At 62.1% G+C, this 23,603-nt stretch carries 17 protein-coding genes; 3 read left to right on the top strand and 14 right to left on the bottom strand.

The annotated features are described in order from the left end of the window. Nucleotides 1-48: 48 nt before the first annotated feature. From ilvE to ACYQ6J_RS04925, 6 genes are all read right to left on the bottom strand, one after another. Nucleotides 49-915, bottom strand: a complete 867-nt coding sequence (gene ilvE / locus ACYQ6J_RS04950; RefSeq protein ID WP_460183087.1) for a branched-chain-amino-acid transaminase — start codon at nucleotides 913-915, stop codon at nucleotides 49-51. A gap of 143 nt (nucleotides 916-1,058) precedes the next feature. Next, nucleotides 1,059-2,024, bottom strand: a complete 966-nt coding sequence (locus tag ACYQ6J_RS04945; protein WP_460183086.1) for an ABC transporter ATP-binding protein — start codon at nucleotides 2,022-2,024, stop codon at nucleotides 1,059-1,061. Further along, entirely contained in the window at nucleotides 2,017-3,621 is a 1,605-nt protein-coding gene (locus tag ACYQ6J_RS04940; protein ID WP_460183085.1) for an ABC transporter permease, read from the bottom strand. Before ACYQ6J_RS04940 ends, ACYQ6J_RS04945 begins: the two co-directional genes overlap by 8 nt. 107 nt (nucleotides 3,622-3,728) lie before the next feature. Next, nucleotides 3,729-5,255, bottom strand: a complete 1,527-nt coding sequence (gene lysS / locus ACYQ6J_RS04935; protein WP_460183084.1) for a lysine--tRNA ligase — start codon at nucleotides 5,253-5,255, stop codon at nucleotides 3,729-3,731. Nucleotides 5,256-5,551: 296 nt separating this feature from the next. Continuing rightward, nucleotides 5,552-6,865 carry a UDP-glucose dehydrogenase family protein gene (locus ACYQ6J_RS04930; RefSeq protein ID WP_460183083.1) on the bottom strand — a complete coding sequence of 438 codons (1,314 nt, stop codon included), beginning with the start codon at nucleotides 6,863-6,865 and terminating at the stop codon, nucleotides 5,552-5,554. Between the two features lie 485 nt (nucleotides 6,866-7,350). Beyond that, a complete protein-coding gene (locus tag ACYQ6J_RS04925; protein WP_460183082.1) occupies nucleotides 7,351-8,787 on the bottom strand; it encodes a transposase in 1,437 nt (478 codons plus the stop codon). Between the two features lie 500 nt (nucleotides 8,788-9,287). Between ACYQ6J_RS04925 and ACYQ6J_RS04920 the strand changes: the two genes are divergently transcribed. The 3 genes from ACYQ6J_RS04920 (at nucleotide 9,288) to ACYQ6J_RS04910 (ending at nucleotide 12,948) form a co-directional block, all read left to right on the top strand. After that, the gene (locus ACYQ6J_RS04920) at nucleotides 9,288-10,427 is read left to right on the top strand and encodes a DUF1559 family PulG-like putative transporter (RefSeq protein WP_460183081.1); all 1,140 of its coding nucleotides are present in this window, start codon (nucleotides 9,288-9,290) and stop codon (nucleotides 10,425-10,427) included. A gap of 131 nt (nucleotides 10,428-10,558) precedes the next feature. Continuing rightward, entirely contained in the window at nucleotides 10,559-11,068 is a 510-nt protein-coding gene (locus tag ACYQ6J_RS04915; protein ID WP_460183080.1) for a hypothetical protein, read from the top strand. 614 nt (nucleotides 11,069-11,682) lie between these two features. After that, nucleotides 11,683-12,948, top strand: a complete 1,266-nt coding sequence (locus ACYQ6J_RS04910; protein WP_460183079.1) for a porin family protein — start codon at nucleotides 11,683-11,685, stop codon at nucleotides 12,946-12,948. A gap of 71 nt (nucleotides 12,949-13,019) precedes the next feature. Here ACYQ6J_RS04910 and ACYQ6J_RS04905 read toward each other — a convergent pair whose 3' ends face one another. The 8 genes from ACYQ6J_RS04905 to ACYQ6J_RS04870 form a co-directional block, all read right to left on the bottom strand. Next, nucleotides 13,020-13,454, bottom strand: a complete 435-nt coding sequence (locus ACYQ6J_RS04905) for a transthyretin-like family protein (RefSeq protein WP_460183078.1) — start codon at nucleotides 13,452-13,454, stop codon at nucleotides 13,020-13,022. Nucleotides 13,455-13,628: 174 nt separating this feature from the next. Next, nucleotides 13,629-14,627, bottom strand: a complete 999-nt coding sequence (locus ACYQ6J_RS04900) for a DUF1559 domain-containing protein (protein WP_460183077.1) — start codon at nucleotides 14,625-14,627, stop codon at nucleotides 13,629-13,631. A 386-nt stretch (nucleotides 14,628-15,013) separates the two neighbouring features. Beyond that, on the bottom strand, nucleotides 15,014-16,555 hold the full coding sequence (locus tag ACYQ6J_RS04895; protein WP_460183076.1) for a GNAT family N-acetyltransferase: 1,542 nt from the start codon (nucleotides 16,553-16,555) through the stop codon (nucleotides 15,014-15,016). 33 nt (nucleotides 16,556-16,588) lie between these two features. Further along, complete coding sequence (locus ACYQ6J_RS04890; protein WP_460183075.1) at nucleotides 16,589-17,584, bottom strand: D-alanine--D-alanine ligase family protein; 996 nt, start codon at nucleotides 17,582-17,584, stop codon at nucleotides 16,589-16,591. Then, a complete protein-coding gene (locus tag ACYQ6J_RS04885) occupies nucleotides 17,569-18,222 on the bottom strand; it encodes a YkgJ family cysteine cluster protein (protein WP_460183074.1) in 654 nt (217 codons plus the stop codon). Before ACYQ6J_RS04885 ends, ACYQ6J_RS04890 begins: the two co-directional genes overlap by 16 nt. Before the next feature lie 20 nt (nucleotides 18,223-18,242). Next, complete coding sequence (locus tag ACYQ6J_RS04880) at nucleotides 18,243-19,583, bottom strand: KamA family radical SAM protein (protein ID WP_460183073.1); 1,341 nt, start codon at nucleotides 19,581-19,583, stop codon at nucleotides 18,243-18,245. Between the two features lie 326 nt (nucleotides 19,584-19,909). Beyond that, nucleotides 19,910-21,085, bottom strand: coding sequence for a twin-arginine translocation signal domain-containing protein (locus ACYQ6J_RS04875; RefSeq protein ID WP_460183072.1), 1,176 nt, complete (start codon nucleotides 21,083-21,085; stop codon nucleotides 19,910-19,912). Nucleotides 21,086-21,164: 79 nt separating this feature from the next. Then, nucleotides 21,165-23,231 (bottom strand): sigma 54-interacting transcriptional regulator, encoded by a 2,067-nt coding sequence (locus tag ACYQ6J_RS04870; protein WP_460183071.1) that lies wholly within the window; start codon nucleotides 23,229-23,231, stop codon nucleotides 21,165-21,167. Between the last annotated feature and the right edge of the window lie 372 nt (nucleotides 23,232-23,603).

Raw genomic sequence — 23,603 nt, 5'->3', positions numbered from 1 at the left:
GCATTTTTCCAGCCTGCGGCGTCAGACCGTTCGGCGAGGATATTTCCGCTAGGCGCGGTGGTTCCGCGTTAGTCGGTGGAACTTCGCCATCAGGTCGCGGGTAATCGGCCCGGGTGCGCCGTCCCCGATGGGCCGGCTATCCACTTTGACGACCGGAACCACTTCCGCCGCCGTCCCCGTCAGGAAACACTCGTCGGCGATGTACACGTCGTGCTTGGTCAGGGGAATCTCGCGGACGGAGATGCCGGATTCGCAAGCCAATTCGATCACGGCATCGCGGGTGATCCCCTCCAAAATGCCGGCCTCCTTCGGCGGTGTTAGCAATTCTCCCTTTCGCACCAGAAAGATGTTGTCGCCGGTGCACTCGGCGACCTCGCCCTTGTGGTTCAGCATCAGAGCCTCGATGCAACCGGCCTGAAGGCCCTCGATCTTGGCCAGGATATTGTTGAGGTAATTGAGCGACTTGATCCGCGGACTCAGCGCCGCCGGGTGATTGCGGATCGTGCTGACGGTGATCAACTCCAGGCCCTTCTCGTACAGTTCCTTCGGATACAGCGAGATGTGGTCGGTAATGATGATGACCTGCGGATCGCTGCAACGATTGGGGTCCAACCCTAAAGTCCCGGCGCCCCGGGTGACGACGACGCGGATGTAGCCGTCTTCGATCCCGTTCAATCGCAGGGTTTCTTCGATGGCGGCGGCCATCTCCTCCTTGCTCATGGGTATGGTGAGCCAGATCGCCTTGGCGGAATCCCAAAGGCGGTCCAGGTGTTGCTGCATGCGAAAGACCTTGCCGGCGTAACTGCGGATGCCCTCGAATACGCCGTCTCCATACAGCAAACCGTGGTCGAAGACGCTCACCTTGGCGTCGTCCTTGTCGTAGAACTTTCCGCTGATGAAGACTTTGAGAGCCATCCCGCGCGTTCCATCCCTCTGAAGCATATGGTTGTTGGATAGGGGCGAACGAAGCTTCTCCCGGTCGGCCCCGGAACCGCCCGCCGTAACTGTGGACGCGGCCGACGCTTTGGGGACGAGGTCCCGTCCGATTCGGCGTGGAATCAGGCCGGTACGACCCGGCCCTCGCGAAGACGCACGACGCGATCCGCCTGGGCCGCGATGGTGGGGTCGTGCGTAACCATGACTATAGTGAGGTTTTCGATGCCGTTCAAGGTTCGCAGTGTTTTCAAGATTTCTCGCCCGGTCCCCTGGTCGAGGTTGCCCGTGGGTTCGTCGGCTAAGAGGATTTGTGGGCGATTCATGAGCGCCCGGGCGATGGCGGTTCGCTGCATTTCTCCGCCGGACATTTCTCGCGGGCGGTGCCGCAGGCGGTGAGACAGGCCCATCAGTTCCAGAAGTTCGGTCGCCCGGCGACGCAATTGCGGCCGACGGCGAAATCCCGTGAGGGGATTGGTCGCGATCAGGCCGGGGACCATGACGTTTTCCAGGGCCGTCAACTCCGGTAAAAGGTGATAGAACTGGAACACCATGCCGAAGCACCGATTTCGGAAGTGATCGCGTTTCGTTGGCGGCAAATCGTCGATTCGCGAACCCGCCAGCCGAATGCTTCCGTCGTCGGGGCGGTCGAGCAGTCCGAGCAAATGCAGCAGCGTGCTCTTGCCGGATCCGCTTTGGCCCACGATCGCCAGGAATTCCCCGCGATGAACTTCCAGGTCTACGCCGCGCAAGACGGGAATCTCCACCGCCGCCTTGCGGTAGGCCTTGGTCAAGCCGGTAGTGCAAAGCTGCGGTTCGGAGGCGGTCGAGGCGGGTTTCGGATCGTCCAGGGGGTTGTGTGAGAGGGAATCTCGGTCGTCCCAGCGGAGGTGGGGCGCGGGAGGCGTGGAGCGCGGTCCGCCGACGGGCAGACTATCAGTCGGTGGAATGCCGTGGTCGTCCGTACTCGCCGCCGACATGGGTGCGGCGGCGCCTTGGGAAAGGGCTTGCGTGGCGGTGCCGTCGTCGCAGGGCCCGGCAGCGTTCGAGGGCGAATGGGGTTCGCGCCGCGCGGCGATCGTTCTATTCATAACGCAGTGCCTCCACCGGATGCAGTCGCGCGGCACGCAACGCGGGCAGGATTCCCGCCAGCACCGCGATGGCCATGGCCCCACCCACAATCCACGCCACCGTGAAGGGATCGATGATGGCAGGGATTTTGTAGAAGTAGTAGATGTCGGGATCGAACACGGGTCGGCCCGTCAGTCGGCCCAGGATGTCCGCGATCTCGTTGATGTAGTGAACGAAGAGCAGGCCCATGACCAAGCCCACACCGGATCCAACCAACCCCAACAGCAAACCGTACCCGAGAAAGATGCTCATCACTCCCGTGGAGGAGGCGCCCAGCGACTTGAGAATGCCGATGTCGCGGGTCTTTTCGACCACGATCATGAAGAAGATGGCCAGAATACCGAACCCCGCCACGCAGATAATCAAGAACAAAAGCACATTGAGGATGGCGGTTTCCATGTGTACCGCCGCCAAGAGCGCCCCTTGATTGTCGCGCCACGTGTCGATGGAGTAATACTGCGGAGCGAAGGCCGCGCGGAGGCGGTCGCGGACGTCGTTCATGTCGCGCCCCGGTTTGAGCTTGATGCTGATGGCGTTGACGTAGCTGCGTCCCGAGGAAGGGTCGATCATGCCGCGGAGTCGTTGCAGCGTCTCGATGGGCACGAAAGCGAAGTTCGAGTCGTACTCGCTCATCTTGCTCTCATAGAAATCCACGATCGTGAAGTAATCGCGATGGATGCGCGGCGGCGATCCGGCGGTGGGGAACGTGACCGTGACATCGTCGCCCGGCAGGACGAGGAATCGATCTCGCCCGTCTTTGCGGTAGGTGGCCAATCCGATCCCCAAGACGATCCCCGTATATTGCGATTGGGCCGGATCGAATGCGGGGACGTATTCTTCCTCGCGCGGACCGAATCGGGCAAACGGATTGGTGGGAACGGCGTCGGTCGACGGATTCGTCGTTCCATCGGTCCCGGCAACGGGAGAGGTATCGTTCGCGGCGGCGGGAACGGTCGCCGCGGTCGGCTCGGGGGCCTGGCCTATCGCCGAGGAAGCCTCGATATCCCGCATGATCTTGCGGAGTTGGGCCATGCGGCGGCGGTATTTCCATCCGGCGTCGGCCATCTCGGGTCGGGGGGGATCGTCCGGGCCGCCCTGATGATCGCGGACGTCGTATCCGCCGTCGCGGAGCTCGAAGCTCAATTGCCTTCGATTGTCCGGGTGCTGAAGGTACTGCCCGAAATCGCTGACCCGACTTTGGGTCGCGGCGTCGATGCCGATCAACTGCACGGGCCGGGTAATCCACTGTTCGCCGACCTGGAGATTGACCATGGCCGGCACCACGACCGTCGGCGTCATGGCCTCGATATCGTCCCCCGCCACGCGGCGGATCTGCTCCATGTGCCATTCGGCGTCGGGAAATCCCTCCAAACTCCGGGACTGGAAGATGATGTCCGAGAGGATGCCGTGGAGGCGGTTTTCCATCTCGTGCGTGAAGCCGAGCATGACGCTGTTCACCACGATCATGGTGGCCACGCCGAGCATCACGCTGATGATGGACGCCAAGGCGATATACCGCGTCCGTAAGTACCGCCAGCAGAGCATCAAGACGTACATCGCGGACCGGTCCTCCGTGACCCTCAAGTACCGCTTCGACCGCGGCAACGCTCCGCAAGGCCGTACGGCGGCGGGGACGCTCCCGGCAAAGGGCCTGTTTCGCGCGGCTACGCCTCGGGGCGGTAGAGCGGAAACAGAATGACTTCCCGTATGCTTTGACAGTTTGTAAGAAGCATGACCAAGCGGTCAATACCAATTCCCAACCCCCCCGCCGGCGGCATGCCGTACCGCAGTGCCCGGATGAAATCGCGATCCATCCGCGCCATGGACTCCTCCTCCGGCAAACCCTCCAATTGCAGGCTGAAAAGCCGTTCCTGAAGGTCGGGGTCGTTCAATTCGGTGTAGGCATTGGCCAGCTCCATACCCTGCACAAAAAGCTCGAATCGCTCGGCGATTTCCGGCGATCCCGCCTTCCGCTTGGTCAAGGGACAGATCGACGCCGGGTAATCCGTCACGAAGATCGGCCCCGCCAGTTTGGGTTGCACGAACTCCTCGAATAGCTCGTTTTTCAGCACGTCGGGGTGCTTCGCGCCCGCCTCCAAACCACGAGCGACGGCACACTCCCTTAGCGCGGCCGGGTCGCTCGGATCGACTTCCAGGTATTCCCGCAGCAAATCGTCGTATCGCCGCCGGGCGAAGGGAGGCGTGAAGTCGATCACGGCCTCTCCCCACGGAAGTTGCAGCGGTCGGTCGATGGCCTGGATTGCGCGGACGATCAGACGCTCCGTCAGGTCCATCATGGTCTGATAGTCGCCGTAAGCCTGATAGACTTCGAGCATGGTGAATTCGGGATTGTGCCGCGGGCTGATCCCTTCGTTGCGATAGACGCGGCCCAGTTCGTAGACTCGCTCCACGCCGCCCACCAAAAGCCGCTTCAAGTGCAGTTCCAAAGCGATGCGGAGGAACAGGTCCATGTCCAAGGCATTGTGATGAGTGACGAAGGGCCGCGCCGCCGCCCCGCCCGCCACCGTGTGTAGCGTCGGTCCCTCGACCTCGACGAAACCTTCTTCCCCCAGGGTTCGGCGGATGGATTGCACGATCTTCGTCCGCTGCAAGAACCGCTGCATGACTCCGTCCGTGTACGCCAAATCCAAGTAGCGCATGCGGTTTCGGAGTTCGGGGTCGGTCAAACCGTGCCATTTCTCGGGCGGCGTCTCGATGGACTTCGCCAGAAAAGTGAGGTTCTCGGCGAAAATCGTCAATTCGCCGGTTTTGGTACGCTTCAGTTCGCCGTCCACGCCGAGCAGATCGCCCAAATCGAGGCACTGCGCCAACTGCCAATTGGCCTCGCCGACCTGTCCCTTGCCGATCAGCACCTGGATTTTGGCGGACCAATCCCGCAGGTCCAAAAACATGATTTTGCCCGCTCGGCGGAGAAGCATGATTCTTCCGGCGGCACGGACGCGGGGGCCGCGCAACTCCGGCGGTTGCCCTACGGCACAGTCGCCCGCCGGAATGGTCTCGATCTCCCCCTCTCGGGCCCGAATCGCCGCAATAGCCTGATGCCCGTCGAAGCGATGGCCCCAGGGGTCGACCCCCATTTCCTCCAGACGCCGCAGTTTCTCGCGTCGCGCGGCTTCCAACGGGCTAAGTTCGCTGTCGTTCCCCCCGGAAGTTTGGCCGGAAACGCTCAAGGCAGGACTCCTTCGCAGAAAAAAGCGGCGGCGCTGTCGCCAAGCGGTGATGGGCGCGACCATCGGACGGACGTTGGCCGAATCGTCCCAAAAGATCAAAAATACCGCAAATGCGGGCTGCGGCAAAGGTGAACGCGCGGGAAACGTGGGCCGGGCCGGACTTGATGCCCGTCGAGAAGGACGTAAACGATTTCGATTTCGATGTGACTGCGCAGCAAAGTCGACACACGGTTCCGGCAAGGGACGGCGTACCGGTTGCCGCGGCGGATGCGGAGCGATGGCCGGTCGCGAGTGCGCTAGGGTCGCACCGGGGGGCGACCGATACTGTAATACGTGAAGCCCATATCCCGCATCCGGAAGGGGTTGTAGATATTCCGTCCGTCGAATATGACCGGATGTTTCATCCGCCGCTTGATCTCGTCGAACTCCGGATGGACGAACTGTTTCCACTCGGTGACGACGGCAAGGGCGTCCGCTCCGTCCAGGGCTTCATCGCGCTGTGATGCGTAAATCAGTCGCTCGCCGTAGCGCCGCCGCACGTTTTCCATCGCCTCCGGATCGAATACCCGGATTGTGGCGCCGTGCCGCAGCAAGGCGTCGATGAGCACCAATGCGGGGGCCTCGCGGATGTCGTCCGTGGCGGGCTTGAACGCCAGGCCCCAAATCGCGATGGTCTTATCCGACAGCGCACCGCCGAAATGCTCGCGGATTTTCCGCAGCAGCGTCCCCTTCTGGAATTCGTTGACTTGATGGACGGCCTCGAGTATCCGTGGTTGGACGTCGTGGGCCTTGGCCACCGCCGCCAGGGCTTGCACGTCCTTGGGAAAACAACTCCCGCCGTAACCGACGCCCGGAAACAAGAACGCGAACCCGATCCGGCTATCGTGCCCGATGCCCCGCCGCACGTCGTTGATGTCCGCCCCGGTCCGTTCGCAAATCGATGCGATTTCGTTGATGAAGCTGATCTTGGTCGCCAGCAAGGAGTTGGCCGCGTATTTGGTCATCTCGGCGCTTTCCGGCGACATGGACAGCAGCGGCTTGTCCGTCCTCAAATAGGGCTGATAGAGATCCCAGAGCAGATCGCAGACCTCTTCCCGCCGGGCCCCCACGACCACGCGATCGGGCTTCATGAAGTCCTCCACCGCGGCGCCCTCCTTGAGAAATTCGGGGTTGCTGGCCACGTCGACGTGCCTTCCGGTCAGTTCCCGAAGTCGCGCCGTCACCGAGGCATTGGTCCCCACCGGAACCGTGCTCTTCAGCACGACGACGGCGTCCGGGGCCAAATGCGGCGCGATTTGCTCGACCGCCGTCCACAAATAGGAGAGGTCGACGGAGCCGTCGTCCCGGGGCGGGGTTCCCACGGCCAAGAAGACGAGCTTCGCCCAACCGGCGGACGAAGCCAAGTCGGTCGTGAATCGCAATCGGCCCGCCGCAACATTTCGTTTGATCAGCTCCTCCAAGCCTGGCTCGTAAATGGTGGACTTGCCCGACTGGAGTGTGCGGACCTTTTCCTCGTCGCAATCCACGCAAACGACCTCGTTACCCGTTTCGGCAAAACAGGTACCCGTCACCAAACCCACATAACCCGTGCCGACGATGGTGATCTTCACGTAACCGCTCCTGGATATTGGAATTGAGTCTCAAGCCAGCCCCTTAGTGCGGGGTCGATGAATTATCGCGCAAACCTTTCGCCGCACACCGGAGAAACCCGATTTCGCGACATGGGAATCATAGCACGCCGCCGATGCCGGCGCTGTATCAGGCGAAATTCGGCCGAAGCGTCGCGCACGTGAGCCGTTTGCGTTGTAAACTTTTTGGCGGGGGAGTGAGTTAAGAGCGCGAGGCTGGATAGGTCAGGAAGAGTCGCGGAAGAGGGATCAGGTGAATACGTGGGGCGGGGAGTCTTGAAAAGAGGGGACTCCAGAGGCGGGAAGGTGGCACTCGAAGGAAGAAAAGGCGGCGTTCGAGGGAAGAAAACGCCTCGGAGCGGTCTTTGATCGGCCTTCCGCGCGCACTCCGCGCAGACCGTCATCCTGCGAGACGAGCTCAGCACCGACAAGATTCCCGATTCGTCCGCCGCTCTGGGGTAAAAAACCTAGGTGACCGCTACGGCGGGTTTTCCTGAAGGCTCTTGCTCAGCGGCGGAGCCGGACTCGGGATGTCCCGGGGCGGCAGGCTTGCCGTAGACTCTTTCCCGCAAGGCCTTGGAAATCGGACTGAGCCGCATCTTTCCCAACGTCCCCTCTCGACGCGGGGCCATCGCCAACAGCGTCGCAAACGCGGCGTGCACCACCATCACCGCCCCCACCTCCGCCGTAAACCGCCGGGCCCCGACGATGTTCCCGTCATCCACTCCCCAAAACACCTTCAGCCGGGCATTTACCCGTTCCACCGCCGTCCGCCCGCGGTACAACCGCTCAAACTTCCGCGTCGCCCGGGGTATCGCCGGAAACCGTCGCAGGTCAATCTCCCGCGGCACACGCACCGTCTTCCCATAGGACTTCCCCGCATTGCAAATCTTGCTCATCGGACACTCCCACCCCTCGTGCTTGGCCGGACACCGATACTTGATCGTCTCCCGTGACGGCTCATACCCGATGTAGGCCATCCGATACCGCACCATCGGTTGGCTGACCCGATCGTAACAGTACACCGTCCCCGCCTCGTCGTAGACGATGTTCGAGTTCCCATCGTGGCCGGGCAACATCCGCTCCGCCTCCTCCTTCCACAAACTCCGATTCTCGATTACCGCCTTGATCCCCTCCCGCGACAACAACTCATGCACCGGATTCGTGTCGGCCGCCTTGTCATAGGCCAGACTCTTGATCCGACCTTGCGGCAGATTCCGTTTCACCTGCTCCAAAACCGCCGGCAACGTCTCGGCATCCCCGGCCGTACTCTCCGTGACCTTGTACCCCAACACCACTTCGTGCTTCACATCCACCGCCAGGTGCAGCTTGAACCCGAACCACTCCACCACCCGCGTCACGTTCCCGTCCTTGTCCGTGTACTCCTTGCGACCGCCCTTGGGTTGCGGAAGACCTTCCGCCTTCTCCTCCTCCGCCGCCTCTCCCTCCTTCCGCCGCGCCTTCAGCCCCGTGGCGTCTCCGGCCAGGTTCTCTCCCAAGTCCGGCACCACCTCGCCTAATCGCCGCACCATCGTGTTGAACATCTCCTGCAGGAGGCTGCGAAACGGTTCCCGGCCCAGCAGCTCCATGAACCGCGACATGTTCCAGGCGTTGGGGACCTGATCCTCCGATTCGATCCCAATCAGCTTCCGCAGCTCCGCGTTCCGCCTCAGTTCGGCCAGGCACGACTCCATCGTGGGATGCCGCAAGGCGATCTTTAGCACCGACGTCCCCCAAAGCACACGGACCGGGTAGTCGTTCCGCCCCTTGCCCCGGGATCTCTCCAGAGATGTGAGAAATTCCTCGTCGGGAATGGACGTTAGAAATTCCCGCAGGGTGCGAATGGTGGGACTATCTTCCAGGGTATCCCAGGCGAAGAGAGGTCGGAGGTTGGGGATTTGCATGGAGGTCTTCCTGAGCCGGAGAACAAGGGATTGAGCCAACGCTTTGCGTGCTTTCGCAGGGAAAGCTCTTGTTTAGCACCACCCAAGGGGCTTTGGATCAAGCCGATCCTTGTGAACGCATACATTTACTACGCATGACATCCCCGCTTGTTCGCAGGCTTGGTCGAAAAATCGTGAAAAATCGCTCCAACGCGGGAAAAACCGCCCGTTTTCCGCACATCCTGCGGGGAAGGCCCTTTCCAGGCCCTTCCTAACTTCAATCCATCACGCGAGATGGGAACAACGCAAAGGGCTCCGCGCACGTGCGAAATCCTTGACTGCGGTTGGTGTGGCAACTACACTCAAGGCACGTTTGCAGGGATCCCCGCATAATTGACGATTTGGATTGAAATCACTCCGTACGTGATCCCCGTATAGCATTCCACCTTTGAGGTTACCCCCAAGGAACGAGAAGTGGTGTTGTTTTTTGTCATCGTGAGTCCTTTATCAGGAGATCTGCCATGAGACGATTCGGCATCGAAAGACGCGGCTTCACGCTCGTGGAGTTGCTTGTTGTGATTGCCATTATCGGCATCTTAATCGCTCTGCTCTTGCCCGCAGTTCAAGCGGCGCGTGAGGCCGCCAGACGCTCACAATGCACCAACAATTTGAAGCAACTAGGTTTAGCCCTGCACAATTACCACGACGTTAACAACATGATGCCCTTCATTTGCGGGGGAACGGGCGGAGACACGTTGACGGGCGGCACGTGGACGACCAGTTTCGGAACGTACAACAATTGGTGCACAACTTGTACCAGCGCCTATCGATTGTCGGGGTTTGTCGTACTCCTGCCGTACATGGAGCAGAAGCCCATCTACGATAAATTCGCGAGTCGCAACTTTTCGCCCGGAGGTTGGGTCGATGTCGCCGGTTCCGGCGTGTATGACAAGATTCCCGGCTTCTTCTGCCCCAGCGACGGAACGGCTCAAACTTATGCGCGTCCTGGTCGCAACTATATGATGAGCATGGGCGATTGGACGATGCAGCACCATGACGCGGAGCGGCAGGTTCGCAATCCAAGGGGGCCGTTTGGGACCTTTCGCTCGGCTCGCCGCCCCGGCGAACTTTTCAATTTCGCGGCAGTCACCGACGGCTTGAGTAACACCGCCGCATTCAGCGAACGCATCGTCGGCCAGAACGTCGCAGACGTGAAAGGCGGGTTCGCGCAGTCTGCTTATGTGATGCCGGGCTCGACTGGTCTGCCGGGAATGCTTAGTATCGTTCCCTTGGACTGCAAGACGACACCCATTTCGGGAAAACGCTACGTGACACCGGGCGGTGGAGACGTCACGGGTCGATACTGGTCCGACGGATCCATGGTCGCCAGCGGCTTCAATACCATCCTGCCGCCGAACTCGTCGAGCTGCACCGCCAGCGGCACGGCGTCTCAGGAATCACGAATCTTGGCTCCGCCTACGAGTAATCACCCCGGCGGTGCCAACGTCGCCATGCTGGACGGTTCCGTGCGATTCGTTTCCGAGACCATCGACACAGGCAATTTGAGCCTCGGTCTCGTGGACAGCGGAATGAGCAATTACGGAGTGTGGGGTGCTCTGGGAAGTCGCGCCGGCGGAGAATCCATTAGCAACGGATTGTAATCCCAATATGATTCGACGCACGTATACGGACGTCGTTTCTTGAGCGAGAGGCGGCGTCGCTACTTGTTGGATGGGGCGGTTTGCTTCCTTTGCTGAGTGATCTGCGAAACGGCCCCCGGGAGGATGAGAGTATGGCGATTCATGTTAGGTCGGTTCTAGCATCCGTCACAGCCTGCACGTTACTCGGATTGATCGCTTCGGGGTGCTCTCGCGGTCCCCAGAAGCCGAGCGACTTGCCCGACCTTGTGCCGGTTGTCGCCGTGGTGAAATTCAAAGGGGAACCCGTCTCCGACGCCAAAGTGTTGTTTGCTCCCGAATCGGGAAAGTACTCGGCGGCGGGCGTGACCGACGCCGAAGGGCGAGCGGTCATGAAGACCGAGGGCACCTACGACGGCGTCCCTGCCGGGACGTTCAAAGTCGCCGTCGTCAAAGTTCCGCCGCCGGACACAACGTCTCAGCCTACCGAAAGCGCTGAGAATCCCGAAGATTACGAGCGGCAGTTTAGGGCAACACCGACGACAGGCGCCGCCGTGGTTCAAACTGCATTGCCTTCCCGATACGCTTCCTTCGACAGTTCCGGTTTGTCGGTAACTGTTCCGCCCGCGTCGGGCAACGAAATCGTCTTGGAGTTGCAACAGTAGGCCGTTCCAGCATCAGCGATGTCGCATTCGCCATGCTTACGGCGATTTGCCGGTTTCTCCGTTTTGGCTGTTACTCAAGAATAGGCCCCCAATGCGTGGGGTTGGCAAGCTGCGGACTTGGGCGGCCATCCCCACGCGGCACCCCCAGACGTCGCCGCCGCGATCTTTCCTCCACGTGTGGACTGCGGCTTGCCGCTGACTGTGGAGTGCGGGGCTTGCCGCCGCTGTTCACAGCGGCAGCTTTGCTGCCGCACTCCAAACCCGTCTCGCACTCCAAACGTTTCGGAGGATTCATAAGGACATTTCCATTCACGCCGGAAGAGATCATTTCTATTCGTGGGTAACAGGTCTCTTCGTTATGGCATTGACAGGGCGTGGGGGCTTGTCGATAATCCGCCGTCCCATGGTCCAGCGGCCTGCGGACCGCGTTGAATGTACCGCTCCCCGGTACCGATCGGCTGTGGGGGCAGGGGACGTGCCGACGCGTTCGGCCGCCGAAGCCGACCGTGGCGTAAGGGAGTACCCACGCGACTTCCCAGGCATGAGGATTCCCGGTGAGAGCCAGGCAGTCACAGCGCGCGCATCGCATCCCGGCGGAGAGTCGCCGAGGAGACATGCCTCGCCTTCGCCGAGGACGTGTGCGGTGCGTCGATTGGAGCGGACTCATTCGCGCGTGGATCGCGTTGGTTCCGGCTCTGCTTGCGACCGCGTCTTGCCCGGCGATTTCGCTTGCGGCAAGTGAGGGCTGGACGTTTCCCCTGCCGGCCTTTCCCGAGCCTCTGCCCGGCGACGAGTATTACCGGTCGGTCGGTTCCGCCCCGCTTCCCCCGGAATTCGTCCCCGCCGAGTACCCCGCCGCGGGATCCACCGCGTTCTCCGCACACTCGGCGACGGTCAATCGCGATAAGAGCTTGCCGCCATCCTCAAGTTCGGTAGTTCGCTCGCTGCCGCAGACTCGTTCGACCGCGGTCGCCGCGCGAGGAGCCGAAGCGGGTTTCGCCGCGGTCGATTGGCAGACCGAGGGGGCGCCCTATTTCGTCCCCAGTCCGACGCGGGTCCCGGAACCGAGCCTTGCTCCGGGCATCGCGGCCGACGCAATCGAGCAAGAGGTGACGGACCTAGTGGACCGGCAGTTTCCGAGCGGCCGACCGTCGTCCGAAACCGGCGTGGATTCGGATTATCGTTTGGTCGTTCGCGAACCGCCGCCCGGACCGCTGCGTCGCTGGTGGAAAGGTCGCGCGGCGCCCCCGGATTCCCCCGAGTTCTGGCGATCGTGGTTGGAAGAACCGTTCTCGGGCGGGATGGCGGTCGGGTATTTTCAGGGGACCGCCCTCATTGACGACTGGGTGCAAGAGAAGGCGGGCTTGGTCGGGTCGGGACGATTGGGCTGGGATTTCGCGCCCAATCTCGGATTGGAGACCCGACTCTCCTTTGGCAGTCTGGAACTGAGTGACAGTTTCGCCGCCGTGGCCGCGCGTTGGGCCGCCGACGATGCCGCCGGATTGAGCGAAAACGACCCCTTGCGACGGCGGTTCACGGATCGCAACGCCACCGCCTTTCAATGGGATGTCAGCCTGCTCTATTATCCCACCGACTATCACCCCGCCCGATTCTATTTGCTATGGGGGGCCGGCCTGACGCGGATGGACTTCACGGATCGCTTCGGAGAATCCTACGAGGGGACGTACTTCACCATGCCGGTGGGTTTCGGCGTCAAGTTCCGGCGACTTACGGATCCCATCTTTCGGCTGGAATTCACGGACAACATCGTGTTTCCCAGTCGGTTCAACGTCACCCACCATCTGGCGCTGACGGCGGGGCTGGAGTTCCGCTGGGGCGCTCCGCGACGCCGTTACTGGCCGTGGAACCCGGGCTACTGACCCAATTCAGGGCCTCCTTCCGAAGTCGCTGGGACTCCCCGCGCCGCCGTTATGCTGCGGCACTGAGACGCTCAAAACTCCAATTTGACGTCCGCGAGTCCTTCCGGCGGTACCGTGACGCGGTACGAACCGTCCGTCGCCTTCGGTGGCAGGGGCACGATGGGAGCAGGTTCGCCCTCCGTGGTGGTTTCCTTCTCCCCGGCGGGTGCCAATCGCACGGCGTGCTCACCGACGACGGCGCCCATCGCCGATCCCGCCCCCACCAGACGCAACTCGAAATTGCCGTTGGCGTCGGTAACGGCGGTGGAGGACGGTCCGGCATCCTTATCCCCCTGGGCGACCGGCTGGAATTGTACAAAGACTTGCACCGCCGGTTTGCCCGCAACGGTGACGGTGCCTTTGACGGGGGCTGTTTTGAAGCCTTTGGAACCGCATCCCGCCATCGCCAACAAGAGCACCGCCGAGGCGATGGAGACTCCTCCGAGCACTTTCTTGCCGCCGGTCATTCGCATGTCTCCCGATTTGACGCCGGTCCCACGCCGGGGAACCTCCGTGGATCGATCTTCCTCGCCCGACAATCGAGCGAAAACAAAAGATGAGCGAGGCACGCTTCGCCGGCGCCCCTCGCGGTCCTTGACCGGGAAATCGTCGCGCAATCGCGTCGCCGATCAATGTACCAATTAGAGTCCCTGGACGCTTTCGCCGCCCTGTGCCGTCGCGATCGCCTTCCAGATGTTGAGATCGACGACCGTGCTCAGGAAGCGAACGGATCCGTCCACCAGGGCGATGTTCATGCCGCCCGGATGGAAGGAGCCCCATCCCCGTTTGCAAATGTTATCCGTGGGCACGTTGGGCACGCACACGTCGTACCATTGATTGGCCTGAAGACTCCCGCTGTACGGGGTCGCCTGCGAGGCGTTGTAGGAGGTGTACGAGTAGGCCCAAAACGTCCCGCGACGGGTCTTATTCTTCGGGCGGTGCAACTCCCCAAACGCCATCGTGTTGGAGGATCCGTCGATGACGCTGGCGAACGACTCGTTCTTCAATCGATTATCGACGACGTGATAGACGCCCGCCCATTCCCGCGGCATCCGGAAATTGCCGCTGCCGTCGAGATACTCTCGCCCGTCCCACCAACCGCCTTGCGTCACATTCTTGTGCCCCAAGCTGTAGCCCACCATGGCGCGGTACGAACCGTGCCGATATTGAGGCAATGTGATGCCCGACACGGCGATGTTCGCGCTCTCGGGCGTCTCCAGGCTGTTGACGTCCAAGTCTGAGGGGCAAGCGTAGGCGTCCACGTAGGTCTGCACGACCGCCACGTTGTTCGGGTGTTCATTGACCACGTTGAAGTTGTACTGATCGTAGAGGGGCTTCTGCTCGATGTAGGGCAGAATGGCGATGGCCCAGTTTGTAAGCCACGGGCCGGCTACGGTGTCGTTGCCCGTCGCCAGGGTGATCTTGCCGGGCGGCAAGACCTTGTACACGTCGTGGTAATTGTGAGTGGCAAGGGCGATTTGCTTCATGTTGTTGCTGCATTGGCTGCGTCTGGCAGCCTCTCGAGCGGCCTGTACCGCCGGAAGCAAAAGTGCGATCAAAATCCCAATGATCGCGATCACCACCAGAAGCTCCACAAGCGTGAAGCCCAATCTCGAACGCCGTTCCTGCAAACCGTTCATGTTTGCCCTCCTGAAAAGGACAAAGAGAAGAGAAAAATCAATCCACAACATCGTCGCAAGATACCCGACCGCCCGCGCCCCAAAGACTCTTGTCGGAACGCCGGCAAGCCGATGAGCAATATAAGGGAACCTCAAACAATTTGCAAGCAAATTGTTTGAGAGTTTCGATTTAAGGTTCGGGAACGGCGGTCGACTCGGCGGTATTTTGGGCGGCCTTAAAGCCTTTCGAGCTGATCAGGGCGCGAATCTCGCGCGGGCGCTGGGCCGAAAAGCTTGGGGACGTACACGGGCTTCGCGCAGTTTCCGTGATGGGGGGCAGCACAGGTTGCAGTTGCAGACGGCGGCGCTCCGTAAAAGTGGTCCGCCATGACAACGGCGACAATTCCCTACAGCCGCTTTTCCAGAATCACCTTGCCGTCGCCGGGGGCGTAGAAGTCCTCCAAGACGGCGACCGTGCGGTAGCCGCAGCGCTCGTAAAAGGCCCGAGTGGGGGCGTACTGTTCGCGGCTCGAAGTATCGATGTAGATGCGCGTTCCTCCAGCGGCGCGGACGGCGGACTCGGTGGCATGCATCAAACGCTTTCCCAGGCCGCGGCCTTGGCGGTCGGGCGCCACAGCGATCCAGTACAGGTCCCAACTGTGCCGCGTGCACGGGATGGGCCCGTAGCAGGTGTAACCGACCGGCCCGCGCGAATCCTCCGCGAAGATGAACTCGTATCCCGAAGCAGGGCCTTTGGCGAGGCGTTCCTGCACCAATTCGACGGCCACCACCGTTTCCTCCGGATGGAAAAAGCCGGTGGACTCGACCAACCGCCGCACGGTTTCGACATCGGCGGGGGTGACGTCCGCGCGGAACCGCGTTCGGTCGTCTTGGGGCGACGTCGGCCCGATATCCGCGGCGAGGAGCGGCGCGCGGAGCGCAGGCTCGCGGGGAGGGGTGATCGCATCGGCGAGAATCCGGGCCAGGACATCTTCGGGACCGTAGCCTCCCGCCGCCGCGGCGGCCATGAAGCCGGCGTCCGGCGAGAGGCAGGGGTTGGCGTTGATCTCCAAAATGTAGGGGCGGCCCGCCGGGTCCACCCGAAAATCCACCCTCGCATAGCCTCGGAGTTCAAACAAGTCCCAGCATGCGACCGCCAATCGCCTAAGTTCGCGTAAAAGAGGCCGATCCGAGTCGGGAAACTCGAACCGTCGCGGCGTCGCCCGATATTCAAAAGAGTCCTCTTCCCATTTGGCCTTGTAGCCCACGATGCGGGGCTTGTTTGGGGGAAACGCCGAAAAATCGATCTCGGCGGGCGGGAGCACTTCGGGGCGATCTGTTCCCCCCAAGACTGAGAGATTGAATTCCCGGCCCTCGATGAAGGCCTCGGCGAACCACGGTCGGCGTGTTTGGGCCGTCATTCGGTCGAGCGCGTTCAGGAGGTCGCGATAGAGCTCCTCGGTTGATGCGGGGCGAACGACCTCCTCGATTCCCGCCGAAGCGTGTTCCCAGGCGCTCTTAATCAAGTAGCCTCTCTCGCCGCGACCGGCCTCGGCGAAGGGTACGGGCCGGGCCGGATCGATCCAGTCGGGCGTGGGTAACCCCGCTGCACGCAAGCGATTTTTCGTCAACAGTTTGTCGTTCGTCTGGAACAGGGCCTGGGTGGAGCAACCGGTATAGGGGACCGCGAGCGCATCCAAGACGCCCGCCGAAAGATAGGACAGACGATCGGTGCCCCCCAGCGACTCGACCAGGTGAAAGACGACGTCGGGAGCGAGTCGCCGGATGGCGTCGCGAAAACGTTGCAAATCCAAGTCGGTGGAGAGAGTATCCACAACGTGCCCCAGGCGAAGCAGGCTTTGCCGGATGAACTCCGCCTGATGCAGCACGTCGCGGTCGTCGAGGGACGACTGGGGGGAAAGGGCGTGGTGGACGATCAACACTCGCACGGGAACGTCTCTCGGGCGGACGAGCCGCGGAATTTACTGCTTCGTAGGACCGGCGATTCGCTTGGCGGCGGCAACGACGATCCGGCCGATCAATTCGTGATAGGGCATTCCCACCGCCGCGGCGATCATGGGCAGGTCGGAGTGCTGTGGGTGCAGTCCGGCGAGCGGATTGATTTCGAGGAATTGCGGTCGGCGTTCCTCGTCGGATCGCAGGTCCACGCGTCCGCCGTCGCGCGCACCGAGCGCTCGCCAAGCGGCCAGCGCGACTTCCTCGGCCTGCGCTACCTCGGGATCCCGGGGGGAGACGAAGCGGTACTCCACGTGTTGCTCGCAGAACTCCTTGTTGACGTAGGAGTAGGCGTGGCGTTCGGCGGTGGAAAGGAGGATGATTTCCAAAGTGCCCAACACCGTCGCTTCGTCCCCGGTGCCGAGAATGCCCACGGTAAACTCCCGGCCCGGCAGGTACTTTTCCACGAGAACGGGTTGCCGGAACTCCGCCAGCAGGCGGCGGCATTGCTTGGCGAGTGCCTCGCGCGTGCCGACCAGGGAGTCCTCCGACACGCCCTTCCCGGTCCCCTCCGCCAGCGGTTTGCAAAAGAGGGGGAATCGCGGCGGAATGCCGTCGACGTCGCGAGGCGATCGGACCACCCAGTGCGGCGGCGTGGGAAGACCGGCGTCGCGCACCGCCAACTTGCACAAAGCCTTGTCCAGGCTCAGTACCAGCACCGCGGGGTCCGCAAAGGTGTACGGAATGCGGTAGGCGTCCAGGATCGCGGGCACTTGGGCCTCGCGGGCGATTCCGAACATGCCCTCGGCGATGTTGAACACGAGGTCCCAACGGTCGCCGTGGGCCAATCGGGTCACTAGTTTGCTCAGCCGGCCTATGCGATCCGTCGTGTGCCCGTTGTGCCGCAGTGCGATGTCGATGGCCTCGATCGTGTCGTCGCGGTCGAACTCGGCGGTTTCCGCCTCGCTCCAACCCTCGGCCAGGTACTCGCTGCGGAGATCATAGGTTAAACCGATGTGCATGGCGAAGGCGGTTTGGTAACGGCCGCTGCGGTTCCCGGACCGGTTGCCGGGGTCACCGATGCGGCGGATTCGGGGGACAAAACGTGCGGTCGCGCCGCTTCGCGCGGCTCTTCGGCGTGGGCGACGACGATCGCGGGGGACGCGGTCGTTGCGGGCGGTTCTCGCCGAATCTCGGCGTATAGCTGCCGCCGCCATCCCTCCGCCGTCTCCGCATCCATGTCCAGCGATTGCAGGAGGGTCTCTCCGGGGGCGAGCAATCGCGTCGGGCACATCGTGCCGTTTACCGATTGCAGGCCCTTCTCCGTGTAATCGAAGGGGTACAGACGGCAAACTAGCGGTCGGACCTCCAGCGGCAAACGGCAACCGTTCGGCCCGAGGAAAACACAACCCGCGGATTCGGTCCTGCGGAGGACGCGTCGCGTACCGTCGGGACGAAACACGCGGGTCGCCCAAAGCGGGTCGTCGTCCTGATCCAGATACTCGGGGTTGTCGGGGCGGCGATATTCGTGGAAATCACCGGTGCCCGTAAAGGCGGCGATGCGTTCCACGTCGCCCGGCGTAACGTAGATTTCGCAGATTTGGCAGCATGTCCGCTGCGTCTGCGCACAGCGGACGCACAGCGGTTCCTTGCGGTCCATGGCGGTGACTCCTCAGCGTCTTACGGATCCACTTTCATTGGGGCGGGTTCTTCCGCAGGATCGGGATAGCGGAAGACTTTGCCCTCGTAGTTCCGCAAGAGCAGGTCGTCTCCGTCGCGGCCGACCACGTAGTCGGGCAGCAAGGGGATTTTGCCGCCGCCGCCCGGCGCATCGACCACGAAGTGCGGTACGGCATAGCCCGTCGTGTGGCCCCGCAAGCCTTCGATGATCTCCAGCCCCTTGGCGATGGACGTGCGAAAGTGGGCTGAGCCGAGGATGGGGTCGCACTGGTACAAGTAGTACGGGCGGACACGCATTTTCAGCAGTTCGTGCATCAACCGCTTCATCGTGTCCACGTCGTCGTTGACGCCCTTGAGGAGGACGGTTTGCGAGCCGAGCGGGATACCGGCGTCCGCCAGACGACCGCAAGCCTGAAACGCCTCGGGCGTGCATTCGTCGGGATGCGTGAAGTGGATGCTGATCCAAAGGGGGTGGAAGCGGCGGAGCATGCGGCATAGGGCGGGCGTAATCCGCTGCGGCAGCACGACCGGGACTTTAGTCCCCAAACGGACGAACTCGACGTGCGGAATCCGCCGCAACTCCGACAGAATCCAGCCGAGCTTGTCGTCGCTCAAAGTCAGGGGATCGCCGCCGGACAGCAGCACGTCCCGAATCTGCGGCGTTCGGCGGATGTAGTCCAGGGCCGCCTGCAAACGGACTTGGGTGGACGCGATCTCGCCGTGACCGACGACCCGACTCCGCGTACAGTAGCGGCAATAGGTCGAGCAAAAATCGTGAACCAGAAGCAGCACTCGGTCGGGGTAGCGATGCACTAATCCCGGCACGGGACTGTCATCGTCTTCTCCGAGCGGGTCCTGCGCTTCGCCGGGCGAAGCCGCGAATTCCGCCATGCTGGGAATCACGGTCCGGCGCAGCGGCTGATCGGCGTCGTGCGGCGAGATCAGGGCCATGTAATAGGGCGTAATTCCGACCGGCAATTTGGCTCCGGCCCGCACCAGGGCTTCTCGCTCGTCCGGCGAAAGGACCAATATCCGCTCGATTTGCTGTAAAGTCCGGACGCGGTGGCTGATTTGCCAATGCCAGTCGTTCCACAGTTTGTCGGGAACGTCGCGATAGAACGTGCGGCGAAATTGCCGAACACGCGGATCCGTCTTAGGACGACGGGAGACCGCCGGCCCCGCGGCCGGTTCGGTGGAGGGCTCACCCAACAGGGGGAGGCGATGAAAGGTGCCGCGCCTTGCGGCGGGGGAAAGAGAAATCGTCTCGATGGTGACTTCGGAACCGGGAGGTTCCTCGTCACCCGGGAGCGACGGCATCGCGTCGGCATCCACGGTGGCCATAGGTGTTAACATCCTGCACCTCACCGGCGTGAAGGCGGCTAGTTCCTTCGTTGCCCGTGCTCCGACTCGCGGGTCGGCCTTTTGCAGCCGGTGATGTTGTTGATCCCAAGAAGGATTGCAATCCGCCCCCGGTTTGTCAAGAGGTAGAAATCGGCAGAAGGCGCGGATTTCTTCGCTTTTTCGACCGCGTTTGGATCGCCCGTCGAAAGCGGCGGTCGGGGCGGCGAATTCGGCCGTCGAAAGACGTCGCGGAAGATTCAAAGCTGGCTGTCACGGCTTGGACGGAAAGCGCTGAATCGTGGCCGGCGTTGACCCTTTACCGGCGATTACGCCGGCACGCCCAGGAAGCCTTCGTGGAAAAACACCGGCTGGTAACCCTGTTCCGTCAACCAGCGGATAGCCGTCTCCAGCCGCGCGGGATGGTCCGGCAGGTAACGTTGATAGAACGGCCAAAAGTACTGTTCGTGCGTGAAGATGTCCATGATCTCGGCCGTGTTGGGATTGTCGGCCAGCGGCGCGAGCGTAGGCACGATGTTTTCGACGGGGACGTTGTTGCAGACGATGTCCACCCGCGAAAACACGATGCCGCTTGCAAAGTCCATCCAGGCGTCGTGGCGAGACAGATACTCGCTCCGTTCGGCGTCGAAATGATAGTTGACGTCCCACACGCCGCCGAGCTTTTGGAAATAACCGCTGAGGACGCGGACGCCGCGCTCGCGGAGGACGGGCAGGGCGGATGGCAGCACCATTCCCCAATGGATGACCGTCGGGGGCGAATAGGTCGCCTCACCCGCGAAACGTAGAATCTGCTCCGCCACGGTGTCGAGATCGGCCGCCAGTTGTTGCGGCGACGCGTACTGGTACGGTCGATCGGGTTTATCGGCCCGAGCGTGGAAGGCCAGCTTCAACCAATCGGCGTTGTCGGCCCATTCGGACTTGTACCGATCGGGGAATTGCGTCAGGTCGAAGTCGTCTCCCGTGGTGAAGTAGATATTGAGCACGAATTTGGTGCCGTATTTCTTGCTCAAGTCGCGGAGCATCGCGAGATACCAGCAGTCGAACAGCGAGGCATATTGCTTGTGCGCGATGTCGCGGAGGAAGAAGCTGTTATCGTCGATGGAGAAGCGGTACCGCGGTCGGCTGTGCCGATCCCAAATGACGCGAACGCGGTGTTCCTGCCGCCCGGCGAAACCGTCCGTGACGGCCAGGATTTCATTCTCATGCTCACGCAGGGTGACGGAGGCGCGGAAAGAGTTTCCGGCCCGCTGCGCCGGTCGTCCGTTGACCAGCACCGGTTGTTCCAGAGGGGCAACGCCGCGGACTTCGATCTCCAAGCCTTCTTCGCTTTGCTTGCCGTGGCGGCGGTGGAGTACGGCGCCGGACCACGGTTCCTCGATGCGGAAGGTGCCGGGAGCGGCGAGACATTTTCCCGCCGTCCATGCCGCGCCGCCCAGGGCCGCCGCCCCCAAGAACGAACGCCGAGAGCAAGGGTCGAGTTTCATGGAATTACTCCCAAAAGCGGATCGGCCGAACCGGGGGCTTCCCCACGTCGGCGTCGGGCCGGGGGCGGGAAGGTCCGCTTCAATTCGGCCGAGGACGCGGGGTCGCCGGTTCCTCCGTCGGCGCGGCCGATCGTGACTCCGGTTCCAAACCGTAGCGGCGAATTTTGCGATCCAGCGTCGATCGCTCGATGCCCAGGATATAGGCGGCGCGACTCTTATTCCAGCCGGTATGGCGCAGCGTGGCCAGGATGTGGGCACGCTCCACGTCGGCCAGGGAGCAGGGTCGATACCCGCGTTCCTGCAATGCGGCGTCGGCGGTGTCTCCCGTAGTACCCAGGTTCGAGAGCAGCAGATCGTCGGCGTCGATCAGGTTGCCGCGGCATAGGACGACCGCCCGCTCGATGACGTTTTTCAGTTCGCGAACGTTTCCCGGCCAACGATAGGCGGTCAGCCGATCCATGGCAGCGGGGGTGAAGCCTTTGATCTTGCGACCGGTCTCCTCGCGGAATTTGTTGAGAAAGTAGTAGGCCAATTCGGTGACGTCCTCCAACCGCTTCCGCAAGGGTGGGACCACGATCTCCAGTACCCGCAAACGAAAGAACAAGTCTCGGCGGAATCGACCTTGAATGACCTCTTTCTCCAGGTCGCGGTTGGTGGCGGCGATGACGCGGACATCGACCTGGATGGGCTTGCTGCCGCCCAGCCTTTCGAAAGGGTGCCCCTCCAGAACTCGGAGGAACTTGGCCTGGATGCCGGGACTCATCTCGCCGATTTCGTCGAGCATCAGCGTGCCCTGGTGGGCCAGTTCGAACTTGCCGATCTTCCGCTCAAAGGCCCCGGTGAAGGAACCCTTTTCGTGTCCGAACAATTCGCTGGCGAGCAATTCCTCGGACAGTGCGGCGCAATTGATGCAGACGAACGGACCGGCCTTGCGCGGGCTGGAATAGTGGACGGCCCGGGCGACGAGTTCCTTGCCGACTCCGCTTTCGCCGCGAATCAATACGGTCGCGCGGGTGGCGGCGGCGCGCGTGATTTCCTCGCTGATGGCGCGAATCGCCGGACTGCGCCCCACCAATTCGCTTTGCACGCCCAGTCGCTCGCGGAGTTGGACGTTCTCAGTCCTGGCCTGGGTCAGGTTTTCGGCCAACTCTTCTTGCCGGTTGAGGTTGTTTAGAGCCACTGCTGCGGTTTCGGCGACCGCCAGCGTGAATTCCAGGTTTTCCGGTGTGAAGGCCGCTCCCGCGTCCGTCGTGTACAGGTGGATCAATCCCAGCGTCTCGGTGCCGCGCCGAATGGGTGCGCAGATCACGCTGGCGGCGTGGATTTCACCTTTGCTGTCGCGACTGCCGATGGCGCTGTCGTCGAGGACGTTGCGGGCCAATACGGCTTCTCCTTCCCGGAGCACGGTAACGGCCAAGAAATTAGAGACGCGATGATACGCCCATTGCGAGCGGGTCTTAGACGCCACCAGTTTCAGGTCACTGCCGGATGAGATTTGAGCCGAACCTCGCGGTCGCAACAAAACGCCTCCGCCGTCGGCGTGGGTCATCTCGAAGAGCACGTCCAGGGCCAACCCGGCGATGCAAGGGGCGTCGGGAGCCTTGCCCATCTCGAAGGCCAATCGGCACAAGCGCGCGGCGGCCTGGCCCGCCTCCGCCAAGGAGGGTTCGGCACCCTCGCCCGCCTCCAGGAGCGCAGCGCGGTTCCGTCGATGCGTGATGGTCGTGGGTTCATATCCCCCCAGAACGTCCACGTCGCTCTCGGAGGGCGCGTTCGAGACGGCGGGCGGAAGTTCAATCGCCTCGCGGCCCGGCACCGTTCCGCCCTCCGGAAAGGCATCGCTCAAATTCCGCACAAATACCAATTGAGAGCGACCGATCCGGATGACGTCCCCGGATTCCAGCGGCCAATCCTTCTTGATGAGCTGCGTTCCCACCACCGTGCCGTTACGACTCTCCAGATCGCGGATCACCCACCGGCCCTCGGAGAGGAACAACTCGGCATGACTGCGGCTGCAACGGTCGTCTTTGATAATGATTTGGTTCGTGGGCGCGCGGCCGATCGTGATGACCTGGCCGGGTACCAAACGAAACACGTCCGTCCATTTGGAACCTTCCCGGATGACCAGATAAGCGATGTCAGACAACTTGATTCCTCGCAGTTTGCGGATGACGCGAAAGCCCGACCGCCAAGCGGCGATATGCGTGTCTCGACCGCATGTTCATTCTACCGCAAAGCGCGACGGCGATGCCAGTTCGCCGACGGTCCCAGCGGGAGGAGACGCACGACAAGCCGAACCGACGGCGCTGCCATGCTCCCTCCAAACAAAGGCTTCGGTTTCGATTAAACTACAGGAGGAACCCTTCGGCCATGGGCGACTTATCATGCCCTGAACTGGTGCCGAGGCGGAATAGGCCTCGCCGCTGGATGGGGTTCGCCGGGGTTGTTAGAGACCGGAAAGGCTCTTCATGAGTTCTCTTGCGGTTGTTCAGACCCGAGTCCACTCATCGTAGCATCG

The sequence above is a fragment of the Thermopirellula anaerolimosa genome (assembly GCF_054657335.1).
The sequence above is the reverse complement of the archived record's forward strand: the minus strand, read 5'-3'. Positions and strand labels throughout refer to the sequence as shown.

Excerpts from the sequence above, each read along its gene's own strand:
- ilvE (WP_460183087.1), bottom strand. The coding sequence starts at position 915 with ATGGCTCTCAAAGTCTTCATCAGCGGAAAGTTCTACGACAAGGACGAC.
- ACYQ6J_RS04945 (WP_460183086.1), bottom strand. The coding sequence starts at position 2,024 with ATGAATAGAACGATCGCCGCGCGGCGCGAACCCCATTCGCCCTCGAAC.
- ACYQ6J_RS04940 (WP_460183085.1), bottom strand. The coding sequence starts at position 3,621 with ATGTACGTCTTGATGCTCTGCTGGCGGTACTTACGGACGCGGTATATC.
- ACYQ6J_RS04925 (WP_460183082.1), bottom strand. The coding sequence starts at position 8,787 with ATGCAAATCCCCAACCTCCGACCTCTCTTCGCCTGGGATACCCTGGAA.
- ACYQ6J_RS04920 (WP_460183081.1), top strand. The coding sequence starts at position 9,288 with ATGAGACGATTCGGCATCGAAAGACGCGGCTTCACGCTCGTGGAGTTG.
- ACYQ6J_RS04915 (WP_460183080.1), top strand. The coding sequence starts at position 10,559 with ATGGCGATTCATGTTAGGTCGGTTCTAGCATCCGTCACAGCCTGCACG.
- ACYQ6J_RS04910 (WP_460183079.1), top strand. The coding sequence starts at position 11,683 with ATGCCTCGCCTTCGCCGAGGACGTGTGCGGTGCGTCGATTGGAGCGGA.
- ACYQ6J_RS04905 (WP_460183078.1), bottom strand. The coding sequence starts at position 13,454 with ATGACCGGCGGCAAGAAAGTGCTCGGAGGAGTCTCCATCGCCTCGGCG.
- ACYQ6J_RS04900 (WP_460183077.1), bottom strand. The coding sequence starts at position 14,627 with ATGAACGGTTTGCAGGAACGGCGTTCGAGATTGGGCTTCACGCTTGTG.
- ACYQ6J_RS04890 (WP_460183075.1), bottom strand. The coding sequence starts at position 17,584 with ATGCACATCGGTTTAACCTATGATCTCCGCAGCGAGTACCTGGCCGAG.
- ACYQ6J_RS04885 (WP_460183074.1), bottom strand. The coding sequence starts at position 18,222 with ATGGACCGCAAGGAACCGCTGTGCGTCCGCTGTGCGCAGACGCAGCGG.
- ACYQ6J_RS04880 (WP_460183073.1), bottom strand. The coding sequence starts at position 19,583 with ATGGCCACCGTGGATGCCGACGCGATGCCGTCGCTCCCGGGTGACGAG.
- ACYQ6J_RS04875 (WP_460183072.1), bottom strand. The coding sequence starts at position 21,085 with ATGAAACTCGACCCTTGCTCTCGGCGTTCGTTCTTGGGGGCGGCGGCC.